The organism is Nocardioides secundeburneus (assembly GCF_039939255.1).
GTDB lineage: Bacteria > Actinomycetota > Actinomycetes > Propionibacteriales > Nocardioidaceae > Nocardioides.
The window spans coordinates 92519-114888 of the sequence record NZ_JBDUUE010000009.1 but is presented as its reverse complement, the minus strand read 5'-3'; the positions used below and the strand labels follow the sequence as shown (position 1 = coordinate 114888).

The 22370-nt window shown below is 72.2% G+C and carries 19 protein-coding genes; 6 read left to right on the top strand and 13 right to left on the bottom strand.

Annotated features, from left to right (window positions below; genetic code table 11):
* Window positions 1-358 precede the first annotated feature (358 nt).
* From metG to ABFT23_RS21995, 5 genes are all read right to left on the bottom strand, one after another.
* Window positions 359-2152 (bottom strand): methionine--tRNA ligase, encoded by a 1794-nt coding sequence (gene metG, locus ABFT23_RS22015; RefSeq protein WP_347899152.1) that lies wholly within the window; start codon window positions 2150-2152, stop codon window positions 359-361.
* Window positions 2153-2161: 9 nt separating this feature from the next.
* Window positions 2162-3046, bottom strand: a complete 885-nt coding sequence (locus tag ABFT23_RS22010) for an MOSC domain-containing protein (protein WP_347899150.1) — start codon at window positions 3044-3046, stop codon at window positions 2162-2164.
* 26 nt (window positions 3047-3072) lie between these two features.
* Window positions 3073-4194, bottom strand: a complete 1122-nt coding sequence (locus ABFT23_RS22005) for an N-acetylmuramoyl-L-alanine amidase (RefSeq protein WP_347899148.1) — start codon at window positions 4192-4194, stop codon at window positions 3073-3075.
* A gap of 68 nt (window positions 4195-4262) precedes the next feature.
* On the bottom strand, window positions 4263-4901 hold the full coding sequence (locus ABFT23_RS22000) for a mycothiol-dependent nitroreductase Rv2466c family protein (RefSeq protein WP_347899146.1): 639 nt from the start codon (window positions 4899-4901) through the stop codon (window positions 4263-4265).
* A 59-nt stretch (window positions 4902-4960) separates the two neighbouring features.
* Window positions 4961-6622 carry a CHAP domain-containing protein gene (locus ABFT23_RS21995; protein WP_347899144.1) on the bottom strand — a complete coding sequence of 554 codons (1662 nt, stop codon included), beginning with the start codon at window positions 6620-6622 and terminating at the stop codon, window positions 4961-4963.
* Window positions 6623-6849: 227 nt separating this feature from the next.
* Between ABFT23_RS21995 and pepN the strand changes: the two genes are divergently transcribed.
* On the top strand, window positions 6850-9393 hold the full coding sequence (gene pepN / locus ABFT23_RS21990; protein WP_347899142.1) for an aminopeptidase N: 2544 nt from the start codon (window positions 6850-6852) through the stop codon (window positions 9391-9393).
* 137 nt (window positions 9394-9530) lie between these two features.
* On the opposite strand, the gene ABFT23_RS21985 is transcribed toward pepN, so the two are convergent.
* Entirely contained in the window at window positions 9531-9899 is a 369-nt protein-coding gene (locus ABFT23_RS21985) for a DUF5130 family protein (RefSeq protein WP_347899140.1), read from the bottom strand.
* Window positions 9886-10257: a hypothetical protein gene (locus tag ABFT23_RS21980; RefSeq protein WP_347899138.1), complete on the bottom strand. Its 372-nt coding sequence runs from the start codon at window positions 10255-10257 to the stop codon at window positions 9886-9888. Before ABFT23_RS21980 ends, ABFT23_RS21985 begins: the two co-directional genes overlap by 14 nt.
* Before the next feature lie 63 nt (window positions 10258-10320).
* Between ABFT23_RS21980 and ABFT23_RS21975 the strand changes: the two genes are divergently transcribed.
* Entirely contained in the window at window positions 10321-11325 is a 1005-nt protein-coding gene (locus ABFT23_RS21975; RefSeq protein ID WP_347899136.1) for a mechanosensitive ion channel family protein, read from the top strand.
* Window positions 11326-11350: 25 nt separating this feature from the next.
* Window positions 11351-11731 (top strand): globin, encoded by a 381-nt coding sequence (locus tag ABFT23_RS21970; RefSeq protein ID WP_457623893.1) that lies wholly within the window; start codon window positions 11351-11353, stop codon window positions 11729-11731.
* A gap of 86 nt (window positions 11732-11817) precedes the next feature.
* Here ABFT23_RS21970 and ABFT23_RS21965 read toward each other — a convergent pair whose 3' ends face one another.
* Complete coding sequence (locus ABFT23_RS21965) at window positions 11818-12681, bottom strand: acyl-CoA thioesterase (protein WP_347899133.1); 864 nt, start codon at window positions 12679-12681, stop codon at window positions 11818-11820.
* Window positions 12682-12784: 103 nt separating this feature from the next.
* Between ABFT23_RS21965 and ABFT23_RS21960 the strand changes: the two genes are divergently transcribed.
* From ABFT23_RS21960 to ABFT23_RS21950, 3 genes are all read left to right on the top strand, one after another.
* Window positions 12785-13999 carry an acetyl-CoA C-acetyltransferase gene (locus ABFT23_RS21960; RefSeq protein ID WP_347899131.1) on the top strand — a complete coding sequence of 405 codons (1215 nt, stop codon included), beginning with the start codon at window positions 12785-12787 and terminating at the stop codon, window positions 13997-13999.
* Window positions 14000-14090: 91 nt separating this feature from the next.
* A complete protein-coding gene (locus tag ABFT23_RS21955) occupies window positions 14091-14588 on the top strand; it encodes a MarR family winged helix-turn-helix transcriptional regulator (protein WP_347899129.1) in 498 nt (165 codons plus the stop codon).
* A gap of 66 nt (window positions 14589-14654) precedes the next feature.
* A complete protein-coding gene (locus tag ABFT23_RS21950) occupies window positions 14655-15311 on the top strand; it encodes a hypothetical protein (RefSeq protein ID WP_347899128.1) in 657 nt (218 codons plus the stop codon).
* An 18-nt stretch (window positions 15312-15329) separates the two neighbouring features.
* Here the strand turns inward: ABFT23_RS21950 and ettA are convergent, their stop codons facing one another.
* From ettA to ABFT23_RS21925, 5 genes are all read right to left on the bottom strand, one after another.
* On the bottom strand, window positions 15330-17012 hold the full coding sequence (ettA, locus tag ABFT23_RS21945) for an energy-dependent translational throttle protein EttA (protein ID WP_347899126.1): 1683 nt from the start codon (window positions 17010-17012) through the stop codon (window positions 15330-15332).
* Window positions 17013-17079: 67 nt separating this feature from the next.
* On the bottom strand, window positions 17080-17487 hold the full coding sequence (locus tag ABFT23_RS21940) for a single-stranded DNA-binding protein (protein WP_347899124.1): 408 nt from the start codon (window positions 17485-17487) through the stop codon (window positions 17080-17082).
* Between the two features lie 182 nt (window positions 17488-17669).
* Window positions 17670-19346: a GTPase gene (locus ABFT23_RS21935; RefSeq protein WP_347899122.1), complete on the bottom strand. Its 1677-nt coding sequence runs from the start codon at window positions 19344-19346 to the stop codon at window positions 17670-17672.
* Window positions 19343-21166, bottom strand: coding sequence for a dynamin family protein (locus ABFT23_RS21930; protein ID WP_347899120.1), 1824 nt, complete (start codon window positions 21164-21166; stop codon window positions 19343-19345). Before ABFT23_RS21930 ends, ABFT23_RS21935 begins: the two co-directional genes overlap by 4 nt.
* A complete protein-coding gene (locus ABFT23_RS21925; protein WP_347899118.1) occupies window positions 21163-22284 on the bottom strand; it encodes a PrsW family intramembrane metalloprotease in 1122 nt (373 codons plus the stop codon). The genes ABFT23_RS21930 and ABFT23_RS21925 overlap by 4 nt, the downstream gene beginning before the upstream one ends.
* Window positions 22285-22370 lie beyond the last annotated feature (86 nt).

The window sequence follows — 22370 nt, the reverse complement described above, 5'->3', positions numbered from 1 at the left end:
AGACCTGCCCGATACGCCCTCTCGATCACTCGCCGCTGCTCCAACGTCAACCTCGTACCAGGCATGAACCGCAACCTCTCACCCATCACCCACCACTTGGTGCAGCAACCGCCGGAATTCGGCACTCCCTCCCCTGGGCCGCGCTGTGGCGGGCGGTGCGCCGGAGCTTGCGGAGGCGCCACCGCACGCGCCGGACCAGCACGCCGCACGAGGCTCGGGGTCAAGGACCAATCCCCGAAACCGTGTGACGGCTCACCGTGGGGATTGGTCCTTGAGGCCGAGACGCGGCGTGCTACCGCGCGCGGCCAACCCGACCACGCACATGAAGCATCGAGACGGCAAGCAAGCAGGACTCGCCTCACGCCTCCAGCCGAGCCAGCTCCTCCTCGACGAGCGCGGTGTCGAGCTTGGTGAACACCGGGGTCGGCTTCTCGACCGGGGTGCCCGGCACGATCGGACGACGCTCCCACCGGGGCACGGCGGTGTAGTCGCCGGTGATGATCGGGTAGCCGGCGCCGCCGTCGAGGTCGTCGGCCTCCTCGATGCGCGGCATCGGGGCGACGTCGCCGGCGCCGCCGAACGCGGCGTCGACGGCGTTGGCCGAGAACGGCAGGAACGGCGAGAGCACGAGATTGAGGTCGGCGACGCACTGCGCGACGACGTGGAGCACGGTGCCGAGGCGCTCGCGCTGGTCGTCGCCCTTGAGCTTCCAGGGCTCGGTGTCGGAGACGTACTTGTTGACCTCCCCGACCGCGCGCATGGCCTCGCCGATCGCGGCCTTCTGGCGGTGACGCCCGACGAGGTCGCCGACGACGCCGAAGGCCTGCTCGGCGACGGCGAGCACGGCCTCGTCGTCGTCGGTGAGCACCCCGGCGGCGGGGATCTCGCCGAAGTTCTTGGCGATGAGGGTGGCCGTGCGGTTGACCAGGTTGCCCCACCCGGCGACGAGCTCGTCGTTGGTGCGGCGCACGAACTCGGCCCAGGTGAAGTCGCTGTCCTGGGCCTCGGGGCCCGCGGCGGCGACGAAGTAGCGGAACGCGTCGGGCTGGTAGCGCTCGAGCAGGTCGCGCACGTAGATGACGACGCGCTTGGACGACGAGAACTTCTTGCCCTCCATCGTCAGGAACTCCGACGAGACGACCTCGGTGGGCAGGTTGAGCACGCCGTAGCCGTGCTCGGTGCCGCCCTTGCTGCCCCGACCGTTGTAGGCGAGCAGCTCGGCCGGCCAGATCTGGCTGTGGAAGGTGATGTTGTCCTTGCCCATGAAGTAGTACGAGAGCGCGTCGGGCGAGTTCCACCACCGGCGCCAGGCGTCGGGGTCGCCGGTGCGGCGGGCCCACTCGATGGAGGCCGACAGGTAGCCGATGACGGCGTCGAACCAGACGTAGAGCTTCTTGGTCGGGTTGTCACGCCAGCCGTCGAGCGGGACGGCGATGCCCCAGTCGATGTCGCGCGTCATGGCCCGCGGACGGATCTCCTTGAGGATGTTCTGGCTGAACCGGATGACGTTGGGCCGCCACAGACCGGTCGCCTCGCGGCCGTCGAGCCACTCCCCCAGCGCCTCGGCGAGCGCGGGCAGGTCGAGGAAGAAGTGCTGGGTCTCGATGAACTCCGGCGTCTCGCCGTTGATGCGCGAGACGGGGTCGATGAGGTCGGCCGGGTCGAGCTGGTTGCCGCAGGTGTCGCACTGGTCGCCGCGCGCGCCGGGCGACTTGCAGATCGGGCACGTGCCCTCGATGTAGCGGTCGGGCAGCGTGCGGCCGGTGGACGGCGAGATCGCGCCCTTGGTGGTCTGCTCGACGAAGTAGCCGTTGTCGTAGACGCCCTGGAACAGCTCCTGCACGACCGCGTGGTGGTTGCGGGTGGTGGTGCGCGTGTAGAGGTCGTAGCTGAGGCCGAGCGAGACGAGGTCCTCGGCGATCAGGCGGTGGTTCTGATCGGCGAGGGCCTGGGGCGACAGGCCGGCCTCGTCGGCGGCGATGAGGATCGGGGTGCCGTGCTCGTCGGAGCCCGAGACCATGAGCACGTCGTGTCCGGCCATGCGCGAGTAGCGGCTGAAGACGTCGGAGGGCACGCCGAAACCAGCGACGTGGCCGATGTGGCGCGGGCCGTTGGCGTAGGGCCAGGCGACGGCGGACAGGACGTGGGTCATGCCCCCAGGCTAGTGAGCGCTCGCCACCGGATTGTTCGTGGGCACCCGCAGCGGGCCCGAGCCGGGCTCGACGGCGTCGAGCACCTCGACGTCGTCGCCGACGCGGATCGTGACGCCCGGGGTGTCGGGCACCAGGTTGACGCCGAACCAGGTCTTGCCGTCGTAGCGGTGCACCCGGGCGAGCGAGCGGATCGGCTCCCTCTCGCGCTCGCCGGTGTCGGGATCGATGGTGGTGAGCACGCAGCGCGCGCACCCCTTGACGGCGCGGAACACCGCGTCGCCGATGCGCACGACGCGCCAGTCGTCCTCGCTCCACGCCGGCACGCCGCGCACGACCACGTTGGGCCGGAACCGGCTCATCGGCAGCGGCTCGCGACCGGTCGGCGCGGCGGCGAGCACCTCGTCGTTCAGCGCGGCCAGCGAGTCCTCGGTGGTCACCAGCAGCGGGTAGCCGTCGGCCATCGAGACGACGTCGCCGGCGTCGCCGTAGTCGGGGCTGGTCGGACGGCGCACCGGGTCGTCGAGGTGCACGAGGTGCAGGTCGGCGACGTCGAGCGCGGCCCCGAACCAGGCGTCGGCCTCGGCGCCGGCCGGGGCGGCGGTGAACGACGACGACCACATCCCGACCGGCACCTGCCGGGTCGGGTCGGGGGTGACGACGTCGAGCGGCTCGACGCCGGGGGCGCTCAGGCGCAGCCCGGTCGCGGTGATCTCGGGGTGCACGAGCACGAGGCGGTTGACCTCGCGCGCGGTCACCGCCCGGCCCCCGCCGTCGACGAGCATCCAGCGGCGGTCGCCGGCGAGACCCTGCGGCTCGACGACGGCCTGCTCGAGCGACTCGCCCCGGCAGGACTTCACGGGGTAGCGGTGGATCGCGGTGAGCCTCGGGGACACCGCGCCGATCCTACGGCGTGCGGACCTCAGCGGTGGCGGGCGATCCACGAGGCCGCGCGACGCCGGACGTCGGGCAAGCGCTCGTAGAGCAGGGCGCCGGGGCAGGCGGTCTCGTTGGTGTCGCGGTGACCGTCGATGACGGGCAGCACGACCTTGCGTCCGCGACCGAAGCGGTCGGAGCCGGCGGAGGTCACCCTGATGCGGGCCTGCGGGTCGCGACGGTAGCCGTGCAGCTTCCAGCCCGACAGGCGGGCGAGCGCCCCGACCACGGCCTTCGACGGCCTCGTCGTCTCGAAGTTGCCGATGACCGCGACCCCGGTCGAGGTGCCGTTGAAGCCGAGGGTGTGGGCGCCCTGCACGGGCTTGCGGGCGCCGCCGCCGCGGCCGACCCAGGTGCGCCCGAAGCGGTCGACGAGGAAGTTGTAGCCGATGTCGGACCAGCCGAGGTTGTGGGTGTGGTAGCGGTAGATGCCCCGTAGCAGGCCCGGCACGTCGCCGCGGGAGTAGCTGTTGCTGTTGACCGTGTGGTGCACGTGCACCTGCTTGATCGTGTGGTTGTAGCGCGCCGGCATCTCGCGCCACCGCGGGTTCGCGCCCCACGACGCGCGGCTGCGCAGTCGCGGCTTCAGTCCACGCGCTGCCGTCCTCACCGCCGGTTCGACGGCGCGGGCGGCGACGTCGGCCGGCAGGCCGGTCGGGTCGAGCAGCGTGAGCGTGAGCCCGGACGGCGCGGGTCCGTCGAGGTCGACCCGGACGGCGTCGGCCTCACCCACCCAGGCCAGGTCGGTGCCGGTCACACCCCGGGGGCTCCGGTCGGGCCCGTCGCGGAGCAGCTCGAGGTCGCGCCACCCCGACCAGCGGCCGTCGTGCCGGGTACGGATGCGGACCTCGCGAGGCGTGCCGCGCCACGTGAGGCCGACCATCGCGAAGTCGTCGACGGCCTCGACCGTGCGGGCGGCGCCGCTCAGGGCCACGTCGGCGGCACGCAGGCCGCCGCCGGCATCGGCGAGACGGGCGGGGCCGGGCTCGCGCGCCGCAGCCGGCTGAGCCGCGACCGGGCCGGCGTCGGGGGCGAGCAGACCCGCACCGGTGACGACCACGACCAGCGCGGCCGCCCGGCGTCCCCATGGTCGACCCGAGAGCGGCATTCCACCCAGCATGTCACACCAGCCCCACCCGCCCCAGTGCTTGCAGGCTGGTCGAGGGGCACGAGCTCCTAGGAGAAGTCGAGGTCGCCCGTGCGCGAGCGCTTCAGCTCGTAGAAGTAGGGCACCTTGGCGACCGCGACGCAGCCGTCCCACAGCAGGCCGGCGTCGTCGCCGCGCGGGATCTTCGACAGGACGGGACCGAAGAAGGCGGCACCCTCGAAGGCGATGGTGGGCGTGCCGACGTCGTCGCCGACCTGGTCCATGCCCCGGTGGTGGCTCTCGGCGACGGCGTCGTCGTAGGAGGCGTCGTCCATCGCCTCCACCAGCTCGGGCTCGAGGCCGGCCTCGGCGAGCGCCTCGGAGATGAGCGCACGCCCGGCGTCGGGCTGCTCGTGCAGCGTGCGGCCCTCGAGGTGGATGCGGTTGCCCAGCGCGGTGTAGAGCGGCAGCAGCACCTCTTGGCCGTGCTTCCGCTCGGCGGCGATGCACACCCGCACCGGACCCCAGGCCGGCTTCAGGATGGCGCGGTAATCGTCGGGGATGTCCTTGTCCTGGTTGAGGTAGGCCAGGCTCATGACGTGCCACGTGACGCTGATGTCGCGGACCTGCTCGACCTCGAGGATCCATCGCGAGGTGATCCAGGCGAACGGGCACAAGGGGTCGAACCAGAAGTCGGCGTTGGTCTTCTCAGAGCTGATCGCGGTCATGTCAGCACCCAACCACGGCGCGCCGACATCCCTTCCCCGGACACCGGCACGCACCGGGCCTACCGCTTCTTGCGCGGCTTCGGCTTGACGATGACCTTGACGGTCTGGCGCGCCTCCTCGACGACGCCGTTGCCGGCGTAGAGCACGAACATCGACTTGGTGCCGGCCCTGAGGTTCGCGATCTTGAGCTTGGCGACGCCGTTGGTCACCGTGCCGCGCGCGACCTTGCCGTTGACGCGTGCCCAGATGGTGCCGGACGGCGCCGCGACGCCGGGTGCGGCGATCCGGACGTCGACCACGGCGTAGCCCTTGCGACCGCCGGGCCGGGCGGCCATGCGCGACGGCGTGGTGACGACGCCGAAGTCGGCGGAGGTGGCGGCGTCCCTGAACCGGGGACGGCGGACGACGGCGCCGACGGTGATGCGGCGCCCGGCGTCGGCGGGGGTGACGGCGTAGGTGGACCCCGTCGCCCCGGGAACGGCGACGTCGTCGCGGTACCACTGCGTGCTCGCGGTGGCGTCGGACGGCGCCCACGTGCCGGGGGTGAAGGCCAGGGTGGAGCCGACCCGGGCGGTGCCGCCGGGCTGGAAGGGCGTCGCGAGCTCGACCGCGCCGTCGACGACCGGCTCGGTGTCGGCCGACGCGTTGCCGATGCTCGGGTAGCCGGGGCGACGTGCGACCTCGACCACGGAGATGCGCTTGCCCCGCAGGTCGGCGGTGACGGTGAGCGTGGGGCCGTTGCGGCCCTCGAGCCACACGCCGTCGGCGCGCCAGCGGTAGACCACCGAGGCGGGAGCCGGGCGCCAGCTGCCGGCGACGGCGGTCAGCACCTGCCCGAGCTCGGGCGATCCCGAGACCGCCGGCTTGGCCACCCGCGCGAACGCGGCCGGCACGACGGCCGCCGTGGGAGCGGAGTAGGCGGCGCCGTCGGTGAAGCCGGCGCGGGTGCCGATGTCGCGCAGCACGACCGTCTTGCCCACGTCCTTGGCGGTAGGGGTGTAGGTCAGGCCGGTGGCACCGGGCACGTCGACGCCGTTGACCCGCCACTGGAGGCGGTGGGTCACACCGGCCTGGCGGAAGGTCGCGGCCGTGCCCTGCAACGGGACGCCGACCTGCGGCGTGCCCACGACGGTCGGCGGCGCCGTCGCCGCGATGGCGGGCAGGGTCGGCGGGGGCGGCGGCGTGGGCGCCGACGACGTGGTGAAGTGGATGAAGCCCGAGGGCCAGGTGTTGGTGCCCTTGCGCAGGGTGCGCCAGCTGAAGTCACCGCCCCAGGAGTCCTCGGAGATGACGATCTCGCTGGCCGAGACGACCCGCTCGACGTAGGCGACGTGCCCGCTCGAGCCGACGCCGCCCTGGCCGCGGTCGAACCAGGCGACCGCGCCGACCTTCGGCGTCTGGTTGGTCACCCGCGACATCGCGCGGCCCCAGTTGTAGGCCATGCCCGAGCCGGACCACGGCCGATTGGTCGACATGCCGTTCTTGATCATCCGGTAGGCCACGTAGTTGGTGCAGTTGTGACCCGAGTACATGCGCCAGTACATCGTGCGGTTGCGCGCGCCGTAGCCGGCGTCGCTGTAACCGGCCTTGGTGCACCCGGCATAGCCCTTGCACAGGTAGACCCAGGCGGCCTCGGACGGCGCGGGCGCCGACGTGGGCACCGCGACGAGCGTCGCTCCGGCCAGGAGCAGCGTCAGCGAGCGCGCCACGCGCTGGCGCACGCGGGGTCGGGAGGTCGGGCGTTCGGAGGGGGATGCGACAACCACGGGGACCACTGTCAAGCACATCCGTGGCGTTTCGCAACACAAACCCCATAATTCACAGCAGCAACATTTCTGCGCATTTCGAACTACAGGCGTGTCGTTCGCGGGCCGGACGACGGCGACACGCGTGGCCCCGTACCGACGCGGCTGGGGCTGCCCGGCGTCGGGGTGCCAGTATGACCGCCATGCCCGGAACCAACCTGACCCGCGACGAGGCCGCTACCCGCGCCTCCCTCGTCGAGGTCGCCACCTATGCCGTCGACCTCGACCTCACCACGGGCGAGGAGACCTTCGCGTCCACCACCACGCTCCGGTTCACCTGCCGCGAGCCCGGTGCCTCGACCTTCGTCGACCTCGTCGACGCGACCATCCACGAGATCACCCTCAACGGCACGGCCCTCGACGTCGCCTCCTACGCCGACAGCCGCATCCCGCTGCCCGACCTCCAGGCCGACAACACCCTCGTCGTCCGCGCCGACCTGCCCTACTCGCACACCGGCGAGGGCCTGCACCGCTTCGTCGACCCGGCCGACGACCGGGTCTACCTCTACTCGCAGTTCGAGGTGCCCGACGCCCGCCGCGTCTTCGCGACGTTCGAGCAGCCCGACCTCAAGGGCCGGTTCACGTTCCGCGTCACCGCGCCCGAGCACTGGGTCGTCGTGTCCAACGCCCCCACGCCCGAGCCGACGCCGGTCGCGGCCGGCACGGCCCGCTGGGACTTCCCCGAGACCAAGCCGATGTCGACCTACGTCACGGCCGTGGTCGCCGGCGAGTACCACGCGGTCTTCGACACCTACCGCGGCTCCTACGACGACATCCCGCTCGGCCTCTACTGCCGCCAGTCGATCGTCGAGCACCTCGACCGCGACGAGCTGGTGAAGATCACCTCGCAGAGCTTCGCGTTCTTCGAGGAGAAGTTCGCGATGGCCTACCCGTTCGAGAAGTACGACCAGCTCTTCGTGCCCGAGTACAACATGGGCGCGATGGAGAACGCCGGGTGCGTGACGCTCCGCGACGAGTACCTACCGCGCTCGCGTCAGCCCCGCTCGTTCTACGAGTTCCGCTGCTCGGTCATCACCCACGAGATGGCGCACATGTGGTTCGGCGACCTCGTGACCATGAAGTGGTGGGACGACCTGTGGCTCAACGAGTCGTTCGCCGAGTGGGCCTGCTACTGGTGCGAGGCCGAGGCCACCGACTTCACCGACGCCTGGACCGGCTTCGCCAACGCCCGCAAGCAGACCGGATACCGCGCCGACCAGCTGCCGAGCACGCACCCGATCGCAGCCGACAACGTCGACCTCGAGGCGGTCGAGGTCAACTTCGACATGATCACCTACGCCAAGGGCGCCTCGGTGCTCAAGCAGCTCGTCGCCTGGGTGGGCCTCGAGCCCTTCGTCGCCGGCCTGCGGCAGTACTTCACCGACCACGCCTACGGCAACACCGAGTTCACCGACCTGCTCGCCGCGCTCGAGCGCTCCTCGGGCCGCGAGCTCGCCAGCTGGGCCGAGGAGTGGTTGCAGACCGCCGGCGTCAACACGCTCGCCCCCGAGTTCGAGCTCGACGACGACGGCGCCTACCGCCGGCTCGTCGTCCGCCAGACCGCGCACCCCGACCACCCGACGCTGCGTCGCCACCGCCTCGGCATCGGGCTCTACGACGAGGTCGAGGGCCGCCTGGTGCGCCGCGACTACATCGAGGTCGACGTCGAGGGCACCACGACCGAGATCAAGGAGGCCGTCGGGCAGCGCCAGCCCGACCTGCTGCTGCTCAACGACGGCGACCTCGCCTACGCCAAGATCCGCCTCGACCAGCGCTCGCTCGACACCGTCATCGCCGGGCTGTCGCGCCTCGACGACTCGCTCGCCCGCGCGCTGGTCTGGGGCGCCGCCTGGGACATGTGCCGCGACGCCGAGCTGCCGGCGCGCGACTTCGTCGCGCTCGTGCTCGGCAACATCGGCGACGAGACCGACGCCTGGGGCGTCACCCGCATCCCGGCGTCGGCGGCCCTCGCCGTCAACCTCTACTCCGACCCCGCCCGCCGCGACGAGCTGCGCCACACCTGGGAGCGCGGCCTGCGCTCGCTGCTCGACGCCGCCGAGCCCGGCAGCGACCAGCAGCTCACCTTCGCCCGCAGCTACGCCGCCGCGGCCCGCAGCGACGAGGCCCTCGCCGACCTCGAGGCCCTGCTCGACGGCTCGCAGACGGTCGAGGGACTCGACGTCGACACCGACCTGCGGTGGTCGCTCGTCGGCGCGCTCGCGGCCCGCGGCCGGGCCGACGACGCCCGCATCGACGCCGAGCTGGCCGACGACAACACCATCTCCGGGCAGGAGCGGGCGGCCGCCGCGCGCGCGGCGATGCCGACCGCCGAGGCCAAGGAACGCGCCTGGCAGCAGGCCGTGCTCGACCCGAAGACGCCCAACGAGACCGCACGCAGCGTGGCCGTCGCCTTCAACGTGAGCGGCCAGGACGCCGTCCTCGAGCCCTTCCTCGAGCGCTACCTCGGCGAGGTCGAGCACGTGTGGGAGCGCCTCGGCGCGCACAAGGCCGCCGTCGTGCTGCAGTACGTCTTCCCGACCGTGCTGGCCACGCAGGCCACGCTCGACCGCGTCGACGCCTACCTCGCCTCGGCCGAAGCCAACCCGGGTGCGTTGCGCTACGTGCGTGAGGGGCGTGCCGAGGTGGCTCGGGCGCTGGCCGCGCAAGCGGCCGACACTGCTAGCTGATCGTCTGCACGAGACCGCCGTCGCCCGGGTTCGGCCCTGGCGGCGGTGGTCTCGAGGCGCTGACGCGGGTCCGTTCCTCACCCGCGTCGCTTGCTCGACCTGCGGACGCGACGTAGCCCCGCTCGTTCCTCGCGGTGCTACTGCGTCCTGGCGTGCTCGGCCAGCTGTTGGATGCCGTGGGTCAGCCCGCCGACGAGGTCGCCGCCCCGCAGGATCTCGACCATGGGCTCGAGGGCGTGCTGGGCCTGGGCGTCGCTGAGCCGGCTGCGCACCCGCTCGCCGGTGACCACCTCGGCGCGCTGCGCCGTGGGGTCGACCATGACCAGGATGGTGCGGTCGGGCAGCACGAGCATGCGGTGCAGCCCGAGGGCGAAGCGGCGGGCGTCGTCGCCCTGCACGCGGCCCACGAAGACGGAGAACTCGGCGCGGCACAGCTGCTCGGCCTTGCGGATCGTGACGTCGAGCGCGGCCAGGTCGGCCGGGCTCAGGTATTCACCAGCGGGCACTGGCTCCACCCTCCGCGGGCGCATCGCCGTCGGCCGTGCCGAGCTCGATCTCGCCCGCGCTGCGGCGTCCGCCCAGCCACTGGTCCTCGGGGGTGTTGGCCCCGGGGCCGACGCGCTCGCCGCGGATCATCCCCGGCAGGTAGACCAGGAGGGCGATCACGGCGAACAGCAGGACCGGCCCGCCGATCATCACGCCGAGGATGAAACCGGCGGAGACCTGGTCGGTGGCCGGCCACCCCTGCGGCACGGCGGCCGAGGCCGGCCGCGCGAGCAGCGTCGACCCCGCCAGCACGGCGGCGGTCGCGCCGACGACGGTCAGTACACGGCGGCCAGCGGCAAGGGTCCCAGTCCCAGTCACGGGGCACAGCCTATCGTCGCGCTCGGTTCGATCGACGACGGCGTACCTGTTATGCATGCAGGCATGCCTGTTGCTCTCCTCGCCTCGTCCGAGACCCCCGCCGACAGCGGGACGGCGAGCACGGTCGGCAACCCCTGCGAGGCCGGCGAGACGATCTGCAACTTCGTGTGGGACCGCACGGGCGACGAGACGCTCGCCGACTACTCCGACGTGCTCATCGGCAAGCCGATCGCCCTCATCGGGCTGTTCGCGCTCGCGTTCGTCATCCGCTGGGTGGCGCACAAGGCGATCACCCGCGTGGCCCACCGCGCGGCCCGGGGCGTGCTGCCCGACCGGGTCAACCTCGTCGCCACCGAGCGTCGCCGCCAGCGCGCCGAGGCGATGGCGAGCCTCTTCAAGAGCATCGTGACCGGCCTCATCACGGCCGTGTTCGGCACGATGATGCTGAGCGAGATCGGCGTCGACATCGCCCCGATCATCGCCAGCGCCGGCATCGTCGGCCTGGCTCTCGGCTTCGGCGCCCAGTCGCTGGTCAAGGACTTCCTGTCCGGGGTGTTCATGATCATCGAGGACCAGTACGGCGTCGGCGACCAGGTCGACCTCGGCGAGGCCATCGGCACCGTCGAGGCCGTCACCCTGCGCATCACCCGCGTGCGCGACGTCAACGGCACGGTCTGGTACGTCCCCAACGGCCAGATCATGCGGGTCGGCAACCAGAGCCAGAACTGGGCGCGCACCGTGCTCGACATCAGCGTCGCCTACAGCGAGGACCTCACCCGCGTGAAGCGCGTGCTCGGCGAGGTCGCCCACGACCTGTGGGAGGACGAGGACTTCAAGAGCCAGGTCATCGAGGAGCCCTCGGTCTGGGGCGTGCAGGACCTCGCCGTCGACGGTGTGACCGTGCGCGTCGTCCTCAAGACCACGCCCGGCGAGCAGTGGGCCGTCGCGCGCGAGATGCGCCAGCGCATCAAGGCGCGCTTCGACCACGAGGGCATCGAGATCCCGTACCCGCAGCGCGTCGTGTGGAACCGCCACGAGCCGGCCCCGGACGCCGACACCTCGGCCTGACATGCGCCTTGAGAGAATGGGCGACGTGGAGACGACGTTCTACGAGCAGATCGGCGGGTTCGAGACGATGCAGCGCATCGTCCACCGCTTCTACGAGGGCGTCGCCGCCGACGAGGTGCTCCGACCGATGTACCCCGAGGCCGACCTCGCACCGGCCGAGGAGCGGTTCCTGCTGTTCCTCGTGCAGTACTGGGGCGGCCCGACGACCTACTCCGAGCAGCGCGGCCACCCGCGCCTGCGCATGCGGCACGCGCCGTTCGCGGTCAACCCGGAGGCCAAGGAGCACTGGCTGCGGCACTTCCGCGACGCCCTCGACTCCGTCGAGCTCGCGCCCGAGCACGACGCGAAGTTCTGGGACTACGTCACCCACGCCGCCCAGTTCATGGTGAACACGTTCGACTCTTGATGGCGTCTTGCGATCGCGCGCGCCCTGTGGTCCGTTGTTGCTGTGGTCGGGGCGCCTCCGGGCGGTACCGGCCGGGGCGGTTGCAGCTACCCGAGCAGGACGTCGCGCAGGGCGGCCGGCGGCTCGGTGGAGCGCTGGGCGGCGCCGTCCCAGAAGACGACGGTGACCCGGGAGCGCGACAGGGCCTCGTCGCCGTCGGCGATCTCGGCCTCGATGGTCATCGAGCGCGTGCCGAGCCGCGCGACGCGGCTCCGCACGACGTAAGCCTCGGGGCGCAGGAGGATCGGGCGGCGGTAGTCGACGTCGGTCTGGGCGACGACGATCTGCGGCATGGTGACGCCGGTGTCGCGGGTGGCCTCGGCGATCATCCGGATCCGCGCCTCCTGGAAGTACTCGAAGTACTTGACGTTGTTCACGTGGCGGTAGAGGTCGACGTCGGAGAACCGCACGTGCAGGTCGAAGTGGTGTGCGCCGTCGCGGTCGACGGAGGCGATGCGCGGCGTCCGCTCCCCCGCCGCCGGCTCGAGGTAGGGCGCCAGCGCCTCCTGCTCGCGCGGCGTCAGCCGGCGCGGACGCTCGGCCGCGAACACGAACGGCGACAGCACCGTCGTGGCCCGCACGTAGACCTCGCGACCGCCGTCCTCGGTGTCGTGGAAGACCTCGTAGGCCATGGTGAACGACGCCGCACGCACCTCGGTGATCCAGCACTCGATGCTCACGGGGCGGAACCGCAGGGTCAGCGGCGCGAGGTAGGTGACCTCGTGGCGGACGACGACGACGCCGTCGGCCATGTCCTGGCCCGGGTCGCCGTGTGCCGTCCGGCTGAGGCCGACGGCGCGCATGAGGTCGACGCGTGCCTCCTGCAGGTAGTCGACGTAGACCACGTTGTTCACGTGGCCCTGGAGGTCGAGGTCGGCCCAGCGCAGCGGGCAGCGGTAGACGTGACGCACGCCATGATCCTGGCAGTCTCCGGCCGTAGTACCTGTTCTAGTCTGCGAGGAGTACGTCACACGCCCGCCCGACCCGTCCCCGTCCAGAACCGGAGCCACCCGCATGCCCGAAGCAGTCATCGTCTCCGCCGCCCGGTCCCCGATCGGTCGCGCCAACAAGGGCTCGCTCAAGGACCTGCGTCCCGACGACCTGACCGCCACGATCGTCAGGACCGCGCTCGAGAAGATCCCGGCGCTCGACCCGCACACCGTCGACGACCTCTACCTCGGCTGCGGCCTGCCGGGCGGTGAGTCGGGCAACAACATGGGCCGCGTCGTCAACGTGCTCAACGGCATGGACGACGTCCCCGGCGCGACGATCACCCGCTACTGCGCGTCGTCGGTGCAGACCACCCGCATGGGCTTCCACGCCATCAAGGCCGGCGAGGCCGACGTCATCATCTCGGCCGGCGTCGAGATGGTCTCCCGCTTCGCCAAGGGCACCTCCGACCACTGGCCCGACACGAAGAACCCGCTCTTCGCCGACGGCGAGGCGCGCACCGCCTCCTACGCCGAGGGCGGCCAGGACTGGCACGACCCGCGCGAGGACGGTCTGCTCCCCGACGTCTACATCGCCATGGGCCAGACCGCCGAGAACGTCGCGCGCCTGCGCGGGCTGTCGCGCCGAGAGCTCGACGAGTTCGGCGTCCGCTCCCAGAACCTCGCCGAGAAGGCGATCGCCGACGGCTTCTGGGCCCGCGAGATCACCCCGGTCACCACGCCCGACGGCACCGTCGTCACCGCCGACGACGGCCCGCGGGCCGGCGTCACCATCGAGGCCGCCTCGCAGCTGCAGCCCGTCTTCCGCCCTGACGGCGTCGTCACCGCCGGCAACTGCTGCCCGCTCAACGACGGCGCCGCGGCCGTCGTCCTGATGTCGGACACGAAGGCCGCCGAGCTCGGCCTGAAGCCGCTCGCGCGCATCGTCTCCACCGGCGTCTCCGGTCTGTCCCCCGAGATCATGGGCCTCGGCCCCGTCGAGGCCACGCGGCGCGCCCTCGCCCACGCCGGCATGAGCATCGGCGACATCGACCTCGTCGAGATCAACGAGGCGTTCGCCGCCCAGGTCGTGCCGTCCTACCAGGACCTCGGCATCGACCTCGACCGGCTCAACGTCAACGGCGGCGCCATCGCCGTCGGCCACCCGTTCGGCATGACCGGTGCGCGCCTGCAGAACACGATGCTCAACTCGCTCGACTGGCACGACAAGACCACCGGGCTCATCACCATGTGCGTCGGCGGCGGGCAGGGCATGGCCCTCATCATCGAGCGGCTGTGACAGGTCTCGAGGCTCGTCGCTAGCGCTCCTCGCACCTCGACCATCGTCGGTCGACGCTGTCGCCCGCGCTCCTCGCACCTAGGGTGGGCGGGTGGCAGCCCGATTCCCGACCCGTCCCGAGCCCCGGTGGCTCGACGAGGACCAGCAGGTCGCCTGGCGCGCGCTCGTGCTCGGCTCGACCCTCCTGTTCGACCGGCTCGACGACGACCTGCGACGTCGCCACGGCATCTCGCTCGTCGAGTACGAGATCCTGGTCCGGCTCTCCGAGCGCGAGGGCCGGATGCGCATGGCGCAGCTGGCCGACTCGCTCGCCCACAGCCGCAGCCGCGTCACGCACACGATCAAGCGCATGGAGGACGCCGGCCTCGTGGTGCGCGAGATCTCGCAGGACGACGGGCGCGGCATCGTCGCCGTCATGACCGACAAGGGCCAGCTCCTCCTCGAGAACGTCGCGCCCACCCACGTCGACGGCGTGCGCGACCACCTCGTCGACCTCGTCTCACCCGACGACTTCGCCGCGCTCGGCCGCGTGATGAACGCCGTCTCGGACCACCTGATCGCCGGCCACCCCGACCGCGAGATGCGGTAGGCCACGCTGCGCGATCTAGTCGTTCCGGGCCTGCCCGGGGTCGGTCGCGCGCCCTAGGTTGTCGCCGTGAGCGGCGACCAGCAGTGGCAGCGCTACCGGCCCGGCGCCACCACGCCCGAGCCCACGCCGCGGCCGACCAAGCGGGCGACGTCGCGCACCGGGACGGCCATCGGGTTGGCGATCGGCGCGGTCGCGGTGGTGGCCGCCGTCGGGACCGTCGGCGCGGTCGTCGTCGCCGAGGTCCGAGACGCCGTCGCCCCACCGGATGCGTTGTCGGCCGAGGGACTCGACGACCTGCGCGCCGACGTCGAGGCGGCCTCCGGCGGCACCGAGGTCTTCCGTGCGGTCGTCTACCCCGAGTACGCCTCGCTCGACGTGCCCGTCGACGGTGACTCGCAGCGCTACCGCTCGATGCACTGGGACGGCGACCTCGACGAGTTCGGCGGCAAGGGCACCTCGAGCTACACCCGGGTCGACCTCGCCGACGTCGACCCCGCCCTCGTGACGCGGGCCGTGGCCGAGGTGAGGCCCCTCGTCGAGGACGCGACGTCGTGGTACGTGATCATCGACGGGCCGATGACGGGCATCCCCGGCGAGGACGCCGCGACGCTGAGCGCCTACGCCAGCAACGAGTACAGCGAGACGGCCTACGTCGAGTACACCCTCGAGGGCATCGAGGTGCGCCGCTACGTCGACGGCGAGGTCGTCACGCCGTCGACGTAGCCGGGCAGGCCGGGCAGGTCAGTCGCGGGTGAGGCGACGGTGGGTGACCCGGTGCGGCCGGGCGGCCTCGATGCCGAGGCGAGCGATCTTGTTCTCCTCGTAGGCGGCGAAGTTGCCCTCGAACCAGTACCAGCTGGCGGGGTCCTCCTCGGTGCCCTCCCACGCGAGGATGTGGGTGGCCACGCGGTCGAGGAACCACCGGTCGTGCGAGGTGACGACCGCGCAGCCCGGGAAGTCGAGCAGGGCGTCCTCGAGCGAGCTCAGCGTCTCGACGTCGAGGTCGTTGGTGGGCTCGTCGAGCAGCAGCAGGTTGCCGCCCATCTTCAAGGTGAGCGCCAGGTTGAGCCGGTTGCGCTCACCGCCGGACAGGACGCCGGCCTTCTTCTGCTGGTCGGGGCCCTTGAAGCCGAACGAGGCGACGTAGGCGCGCGAGTTCATCTCGAAGTTGGCGACCTTGATGAAGTCGAGCCCGTCGGAGACGACCTCCCAGACGTTCTTCTGCGGGTCGATGCCGCCGCGGCTCTGGTCGACGTAGGACAGCTTGACCGTCTGCCCGACGGTGAGCGAGCCCTTGTCGGGGTCTTCGGAGCCGGTGATCATCCGGAACAACGTGGTCTTGCCGACGCCGTTGGGACCGATCACGCCGACGATGCCGGCCCGCGGCAGCGTGAAGCTGAGGTCGTCGATGAGGGTGCGACCCTCGAACCCCTTGCCGAGGTGCTCGGCCTCGAGCACGACGTCGCCGAGGCGCGGACCCGCCGGGATGTTGATCTCGGAGGTGTCGATCTTGCGCATGCGGTCGGCCTCGGCCGCCATCTCCTCGTAGCGCGCGAGACGGGACTTGCTCTTGGTCTGGCGGGCCTTGGCGTTGGAGCGCACCCACTCCAGCTCCTTCTCGAGCATCTTGGCGCGCTTGGCGTCCTTCTGCCCCTCGATCTTGAGCCGGTCCTTCTTGGTCTCGAGGTAGGTGGAGTAGTTGCCCTCGTAGGGGTGCGTCTTGCCGCGGTCGAGCTCGAGGATCCACTCGGCGACGTTGTCGAGGAAGTAGCGATCGTGGGTGATGGCCAGGACGGCGCCCGGGTAGGAGGCGAGGTGGCCCTCGAGCCACTGCACCGACTCGGCGTCGAGGTGGTTGGTGGGCTCGTCGAGCAGCAGCAGGCTCGGCTGCTGCAGGAGCAGCTTGCACAGCGCGACGCGACGACGCTCACCACCGGAGAGGTGGTCGACGATGGCGTCGGACGGCGGGCAGCGCAGCGCGTCCATCGCCTGCTCGAGCCGGCTGTCGATGTCCCAGGCGTTGGCGTTGTCGAGCTCGGTCTGCAGGTCGCCGGTCTCCTGCATGAGCGCGTCCTGGTCGGCGTCGGGGTCGCCCATCTCCATGTAGGCGTCCTCGAGGCGCTTCATCTTCGCCTTGATGTCGCCGACGGCCTCCTCGACGTTCTCCAGGACCGTCTTGCCCTCGGTGAGCGGCGGCTCCTGCTGGAGCATGCCCACCGTGGCGTCGGGGTCGAGGATCGCGTCGCCGTTGTTGGCGTGGTCGAGCCCGGCCATGATGCGCAGCAGGGACGACTTGCCGGTGCCGTTGGGACCGACGACGCCGATCTTGGCGCCGTGGAGGAAGGAGAGCGTGACGTTGTCGAGGACGACCTTGTCACCGTGGGCCTTGCGCACGTTGCGCAGCGTGAAGACATAGTCCGCCATGGTCAGCGAGCCTAGACGCCCCGCCCTGCCGGGCGTGAGGGCGGGGGCCGCGCCCGCCCTCTGCTGCTCACGCCGCGGACGCCTCGGCCTGCTGGGCCGGCGCGGCGGCCGGGGCCTGCGCGCGCTGGAAGGACGACGTGCCCCGGCTCAGGTCGTGCCCGACGACGGTCGCCTCGACGCACAGGTCGAGCACCTCGACGCCGCCCTTGTTGACGTAGGTGCGGTGGTCGAGGCGGCCGTGGACGAGGACGGCGTCGCCGCGGTGGAGCGACACGGCGCAGTGCTCGGCCAGCCACCGCCAGGCGGAGACGGAGTACCACTGGGTGGGGCCGTCGACCCAGCCGTCGCCGTCCTTCGCCCGCCGGCGCGGGGTGCAGGCCAGGCGGAAGTTGGCCACGGTCGCGCCGCCCGCCTGCCGCACCGTCAGGTCGCCGCCCACGTAGCCCTGCAGGGTCACCATCGTCTCGTTGTACATCGTGCGTCTCCTCGGTCGTGGCTCGCCCGGTGCGAGCTCTGGACCGAGCCAAGACGCCACCACCGACACCCGGTCAACAGACCGGCACGTGCTGTGGACAACTCCGCGGAATCGTCGCCTGTGGACGGTTCCGGGACGTTTTCACAGCCTGTGGGCCGCGCTCACGCGCACCACCGAAGGGGCTACTTCAGCACGGTCGCGAGGTTGCTGCGCACGGTCGTGTAGGCCGCCAGCTCGGCGGTGACCGGCGCGACCACCAGCTCCTGCGTGACCTGGTGGACGGCGTCGCGCAGCTTGTCGTCGGCGGCTGCGGCCCGCGACCGCGCGGTGCTCGCGACGAGGGCGCGGCACACCAGCGCCAGCAGCACCCCCAGCACGATGCCACCGACCAGCAGGAGCAGCGGCAGCGGCATCCCGGCGACCTGCGGCGCCTCCTCGGACAGGTTGCCCCCGACGACGAGCAGCGCCGTCCAGATGCCGCCGCCGAGCGCGGCCAGGATCAGCACCCACTGCAGCAGCCGGACGACGCCGGCCCACACGGGCAGCCGCTCGACCCCGAGGTCGGTGGCGGCCAGGGACCGGTCGATGCGGTCGGCGACCTCGATCAGGCGCGAGGTGGAGGCACGGCGCACCGACTCGACCCAGGCCGGTGCGAGGCCGGCGGAGGCGTCGTCGGCGAGCGCACGGACCTCGGTGTCGACGCGGGCGCGCTGCACCGGCGTCGTCTCGGGCAGCTTCGGACGCCGGTTGCCCGCCGTGCCGGCCAGCGCCTCGCCGGCGGCGCCGAGGTCGAGCCCGAGCCGCTCGAGCGGGTCGGGTCGCAGGCGGGAGACGAACGACACGACGGGCCAGGTGGTCGCCCGGCCGGCCCGGAGCCGCGTGGAGCGCTCGACGGCGTCGACGACGACGGGCACCCCGGCGGCGTCGGCCAGCGCGCTCTCGAGCTGCTCGACCCGCTGGGCCGAGAGCTCGCGCGTCTTGCCCGAGCCGGTGGCCTCGTCGAGCGCTCCGGCCGCCGCCCGCAGGTCGGCGTCGAGGCGCTCGCGGGTGAGTCGCTTGGCCGCGACCCGCTTCGCGATCTCGCCGCGCAGGTCGTCGACGCCGATGTCCTCGCGCGCGCTGATGGGAAACACCGGCACCGACTGCAGGCCGTCGAGGTCGAGCAGCCGGCGCACGTCGTCGACCATCGCCTGGCGACGCTCGGGCGCGACGGTGTCGATGTGGTTGAGCACCACCACCATCACCCCGGCGTGCGTGGCGAGGGGGGCCAGGTAGCGGTCGTGGATCGCGGCGTCGGCGTACTTCTGCGGGTCGAGCACCCACACGAGCAGGTCGGCCAGGACGACGAGCCGGTCGACCTCGAGGTGGTGGCTGACCTCGGTGGAGTCGTGGTCGGGAAGGTCCATGAGCACGACTCCGTCGAGCTCGCGGTCGGCACGGCCGGCGGTCGAGGAGTCGTTCGCGGAGTCGAGCAGCGAGTCGCGCATGGTCTGGTGCCGCGGCGGGATCCCGAGCCACTCCAGGACCTCCTCGGCGCCGGTCTTGCCCCACACGCACGCCGTGGCCCACGACGTGGTCGGACGGCGCACGCCGGTGGAGGACAGGTCGAGGCCGGTCAGGGCGTTGAAGGTCGACGACTTGCCCGAGCCGGTGGCGCCGGCGATCGCGACGACGGTGTGGTCGGCCGAGAGGCGCAGGCGCGCGGCGGCACGGCTCGAGATCGTCTCGGCCTCGTCGACGGCGGCGTCGTCGACGCGGCCGCGGGCGGCCGCCGCAGCGGCCTCGAGGGCCTCGATGCGGGCGCCGAGGTCGGTGCCGCGCGTGATGAGCTTGCGGGCGCCTTCGAGGAGGGCGGTCATGGGGTGTCGTCTCCGGCGTTGGGGGCGTCGTTGCCTGCGACCTCGGCGGTGCCGGGCTTGGCCTTGCCGGCCTGGTAGCGCAGGTCGTCGACGCGGCGCGCCGCCTCGCGCAGCCCCTCGGCGGCGGTCGGACGCAGCGCGAGCCCGTCGACCCGGGAAAGATAGCGGGCGCGCTCGACGACGAGGACGGCGGTGATGCGTTGCTCGAGCGAGCGGCGGGCCCGCTCGGTCATCGTGCGCACCGCCTGGTCGCCGAACACGGCCTCGAGGAGCTTCTGGCCGAGCACCGCGGAGCCACCGGCGATGCCGGCCTCGGCGCCCGTGACGCCCGCGGTGTGCGAGAACACCACGATCATCAGCGCCACCGAGAGCCCGTTGACGCCGAACGCCAGGAACCGGGCGGTGGTGCGCTTGTCGGCCCCCTCGCTGCGGATCATGTCGAGGACGTCGTCCTGCCACTCGCGGATCATCCGCTCGGTGCGGCGGCGCAGGTCGCGTGAGGCGCGGCCCAGGTCGCCCGGCGCCCCGGCCAGCAGCCCGACGCCGGCCGGCTGCTGGCGCCACGCGTCGTGGGCCCGCTCGGCGGCTGCCTCGGCGTGCTCGAGCACGAGCGTCTCGAGGCCGGACTCGACCGCGACGGTGACCCGCTCGGCCTGCTGCGGCTTGCCCTTGATCGCGTTGACGAGCCGGTCGCGCAGGCCGCCGACGCGGGTCTCGAGCGAGCGCAGCAGCTCGCCGGTGCCGACGAACTCCTGCCAACGGGCGAGCACCTCACCGCGCAGGAGCGTGCCGTCGGCGGTGGCCGTGACGACGTCGGCGATCGCACGGTCGTAGGCCCGGTCGACGTCGGCCTTGAGCCGCAGCGCGATCTCGGTCTGCTCGGCGCACGCGTCGGCGACCGGGTAGGCCTGCCGGGTGATCGTGCGGACGGCGCCGTCGAGGGTCTGGCGGACGACGGCGGTGCGCGCGTCGACGTCGTCGGCGAGGGTCTCGAGCCAGGCCCGCACCTCGGCGACGTGGTGGGCCGGCAGCAGCCCGTCGTCGCCGATGACGCCCTCGGTGACGACGAACAGCGGCGAGTCACGCAGGCCGCGGCTGGCCAGCATGCGCGCCAGGTGGGTGGAGACGGTCTGGATGGCCTCGTCGGCGGTGCGGTCGAGGATGATCGCGACGGCCGTGGACCGCTCGGCGGCCTGCTTGAGGAAGCCCCACGGCACCTGGTCGGCGTAGCGCGCCGCGGAGGTGACGAACAGCCACAGGTCGGCCGCGGCGAGCAGCTGGGCGGCGAGCACCCGGTTGCGCTCCTCGACCGAGTCGACGTCGGGGGCGTCGAGCACCGCCAGGCCCGGCGGGATCGCGGACGACGCCACGAGCTGCAGCGAGTCGGGGTCGTCGGTGGTGTGCGCGACCCGCACGAGGTCGGGCAGCAGCCGGTCCTGGCCGAACCAGTGGGCGTCGTCGGGGTGGTGGACGAGGACGGGCGAGCGCGTGGTCGGGCGCAGCACGCCGGACGTCGTGACCCGCTCGCCGACGAGCGAGTTGACCAAGGTCGACTTGCCGGCGCCGGTGGAGCCGCCGACGACGGCGAGCAGCGGCGCCTCGAGCGTCATCAGGCGCGGGATGACGTAGTCCTCGAGCTGGTCGACGACCGCCGAGCGCTGCTCGCGCAGCTCGGTGGTGCCGGGCAGGTCGAGCGGGAGCTCGGCGTCGACGAGGGCCTGGCGCAGCCGCACGAGGGCGGTGACCATCCGGCCGTCGGCAGCGGTGCCGGACGAGCTGCTCGACGTCGGCTGCGGCGAGGAGGGGGGTGCGTGGCTCATGCGGTGGGGACCACCTGTCCGGGGAAGGCGACGTGGGGCCGGGCCTGGCGGATGCGCTCGACGTGGGCGGCGCCGCGCGCCTGCCAGTCGTCGGGTGCGGTGCCGCGCAGGAGCCGGTGGTGGAGGAACCCGAGCTCGATGAGGGCCTGCTGGTAGTCGGCGACGGCGCGGGCGGCCGCCTTGCCGCCGGTGCGCTCGGCGTGCGCCCGGGCCGCGCGCCGCGAGCGCAGGTCGACGACCCAGCCGATGTCGGTGGCCGGGATCATGCCGCGGCGGGCGGCGTCCTGCAGCGAGGCGGTGAGCATGGTGGCCTCGGCGCGGCGCGCCCACAGGGCGAGGGCGGTGACCGCGCCGACGGCGGGCAGCATGAGCACGGCGTAGACGACGGCGAAGCCACCGGTGCCGAAGATGGTGGAGGCGTTCCAGATGCCGTGGGCGATCACGGCGAGGGCGTATCCGGCCACGGGGGCGAGCATGCGCACCCAGCGACTGCGGGAGGCGACCGCGATGCCGATGCCGATGCCGATGCCGGTGGTGAACAAGGGGTGGGCGAACGGGCTGAAGACGCAGCGCACGAGGAACGTGGTGGTGATGCCCTCGACGCCGCCGGGCCCCATGCCGTCGGTGCCGTTGTAGGCGGCCGAGAGGTAGAGGATGTTCTCGGTGAACGCGAACCCGATGCCGAGCAGGCCGGCGTAGACGATGCCGTCGAGCACGCCGTCGAGCTCGTGGCGGCGCCACCAGAGCAGGAGCAGGAGGAACAGGCCCTTGGCCGCCTCCTCGGTGACGGGAGCGACGATGGCGAGCGAGACGTGCCCGGTGACCGGCACGAAGATGCCGCCGAGCCCGCCGACGACGATCGCCATCGCCGTGGCCGCGAAGGCGCCCCACAGCAGGGCGTGGACGAGCAGCCCGGTCGGTTCGGGCTCGTAGCGGTCGAGCCAGAGGTAGGCGACCACGAGCGGCACCACGGGCACGGCCGCGAGCAGCGTGGCGACGAATGTCACGCGCGGTGCTCCCGCGAGCGCGAGGACGGCCAGCATGACGAGGGCGCCGACGACCACCGTCACGGTCACGACGACCGTGAACGTGAGGCTGTCGAGGCGCCGTCCGGACATGTCCAGAGCCTATCTGCAGCGGGCTGCCGCTCGTGGCGTCACCGTCCCGATCGCGATCGATCGCGGCGAGAGCGCGGGCGTAAGGT

Excerpts from the sequence above, each read along its gene's own strand:
- metG (WP_347899152.1), bottom strand. The coding sequence starts at position 2,152 with ATGACCCACGTCCTGTCCGCCGTCGCCTGGCCCTACGCCAACGGCCCG.
- ABFT23_RS22005 (WP_347899148.1), bottom strand. The coding sequence starts at position 4,194 with ATGCCGCTCTCGGGTCGACCATGGGGACGCCGGGCGGCCGCGCTGGTC.
- ABFT23_RS22000 (WP_347899146.1), bottom strand. The coding sequence starts at position 4,901 with ATGACCGCGATCAGCTCTGAGAAGACCAACGCCGACTTCTGGTTCGAC.
- pepN (WP_347899142.1), top strand. The coding sequence starts at position 6,850 with ATGCCCGGAACCAACCTGACCCGCGACGAGGCCGCTACCCGCGCCTCC.
- ABFT23_RS21975 (WP_347899136.1), top strand. The coding sequence starts at position 10,321 with ATGCCTGTTGCTCTCCTCGCCTCGTCCGAGACCCCCGCCGACAGCGGG.
- ABFT23_RS21960 (WP_347899131.1), top strand. The coding sequence starts at position 12,785 with ATGCCCGAAGCAGTCATCGTCTCCGCCGCCCGGTCCCCGATCGGTCGC.
- ettA (WP_347899126.1), bottom strand. The coding sequence starts at position 17,012 with ATGGCGGACTATGTCTTCACGCTGCGCAACGTGCGCAAGGCCCACGGT.
- ABFT23_RS21940 (WP_347899124.1), bottom strand. The coding sequence starts at position 17,487 with ATGTACAACGAGACGATGGTGACCCTGCAGGGCTACGTGGGCGGCGAC.
- ABFT23_RS21935 (WP_347899122.1), bottom strand. The coding sequence starts at position 19,346 with ATGACCGCCCTCCTCGAAGGCGCCCGCAAGCTCATCACGCGCGGCACC.
- ABFT23_RS21930 (WP_347899120.1), bottom strand. The coding sequence starts at position 21,166 with ATGAGCCACGCACCCCCCTCCTCGCCGCAGCCGACGTCGAGCAGCTCG.
- ABFT23_RS21925 (WP_347899118.1), bottom strand. The coding sequence starts at position 22,284 with ATGTCCGGACGGCGCCTCGACAGCCTCACGTTCACGGTCGTCGTGACC.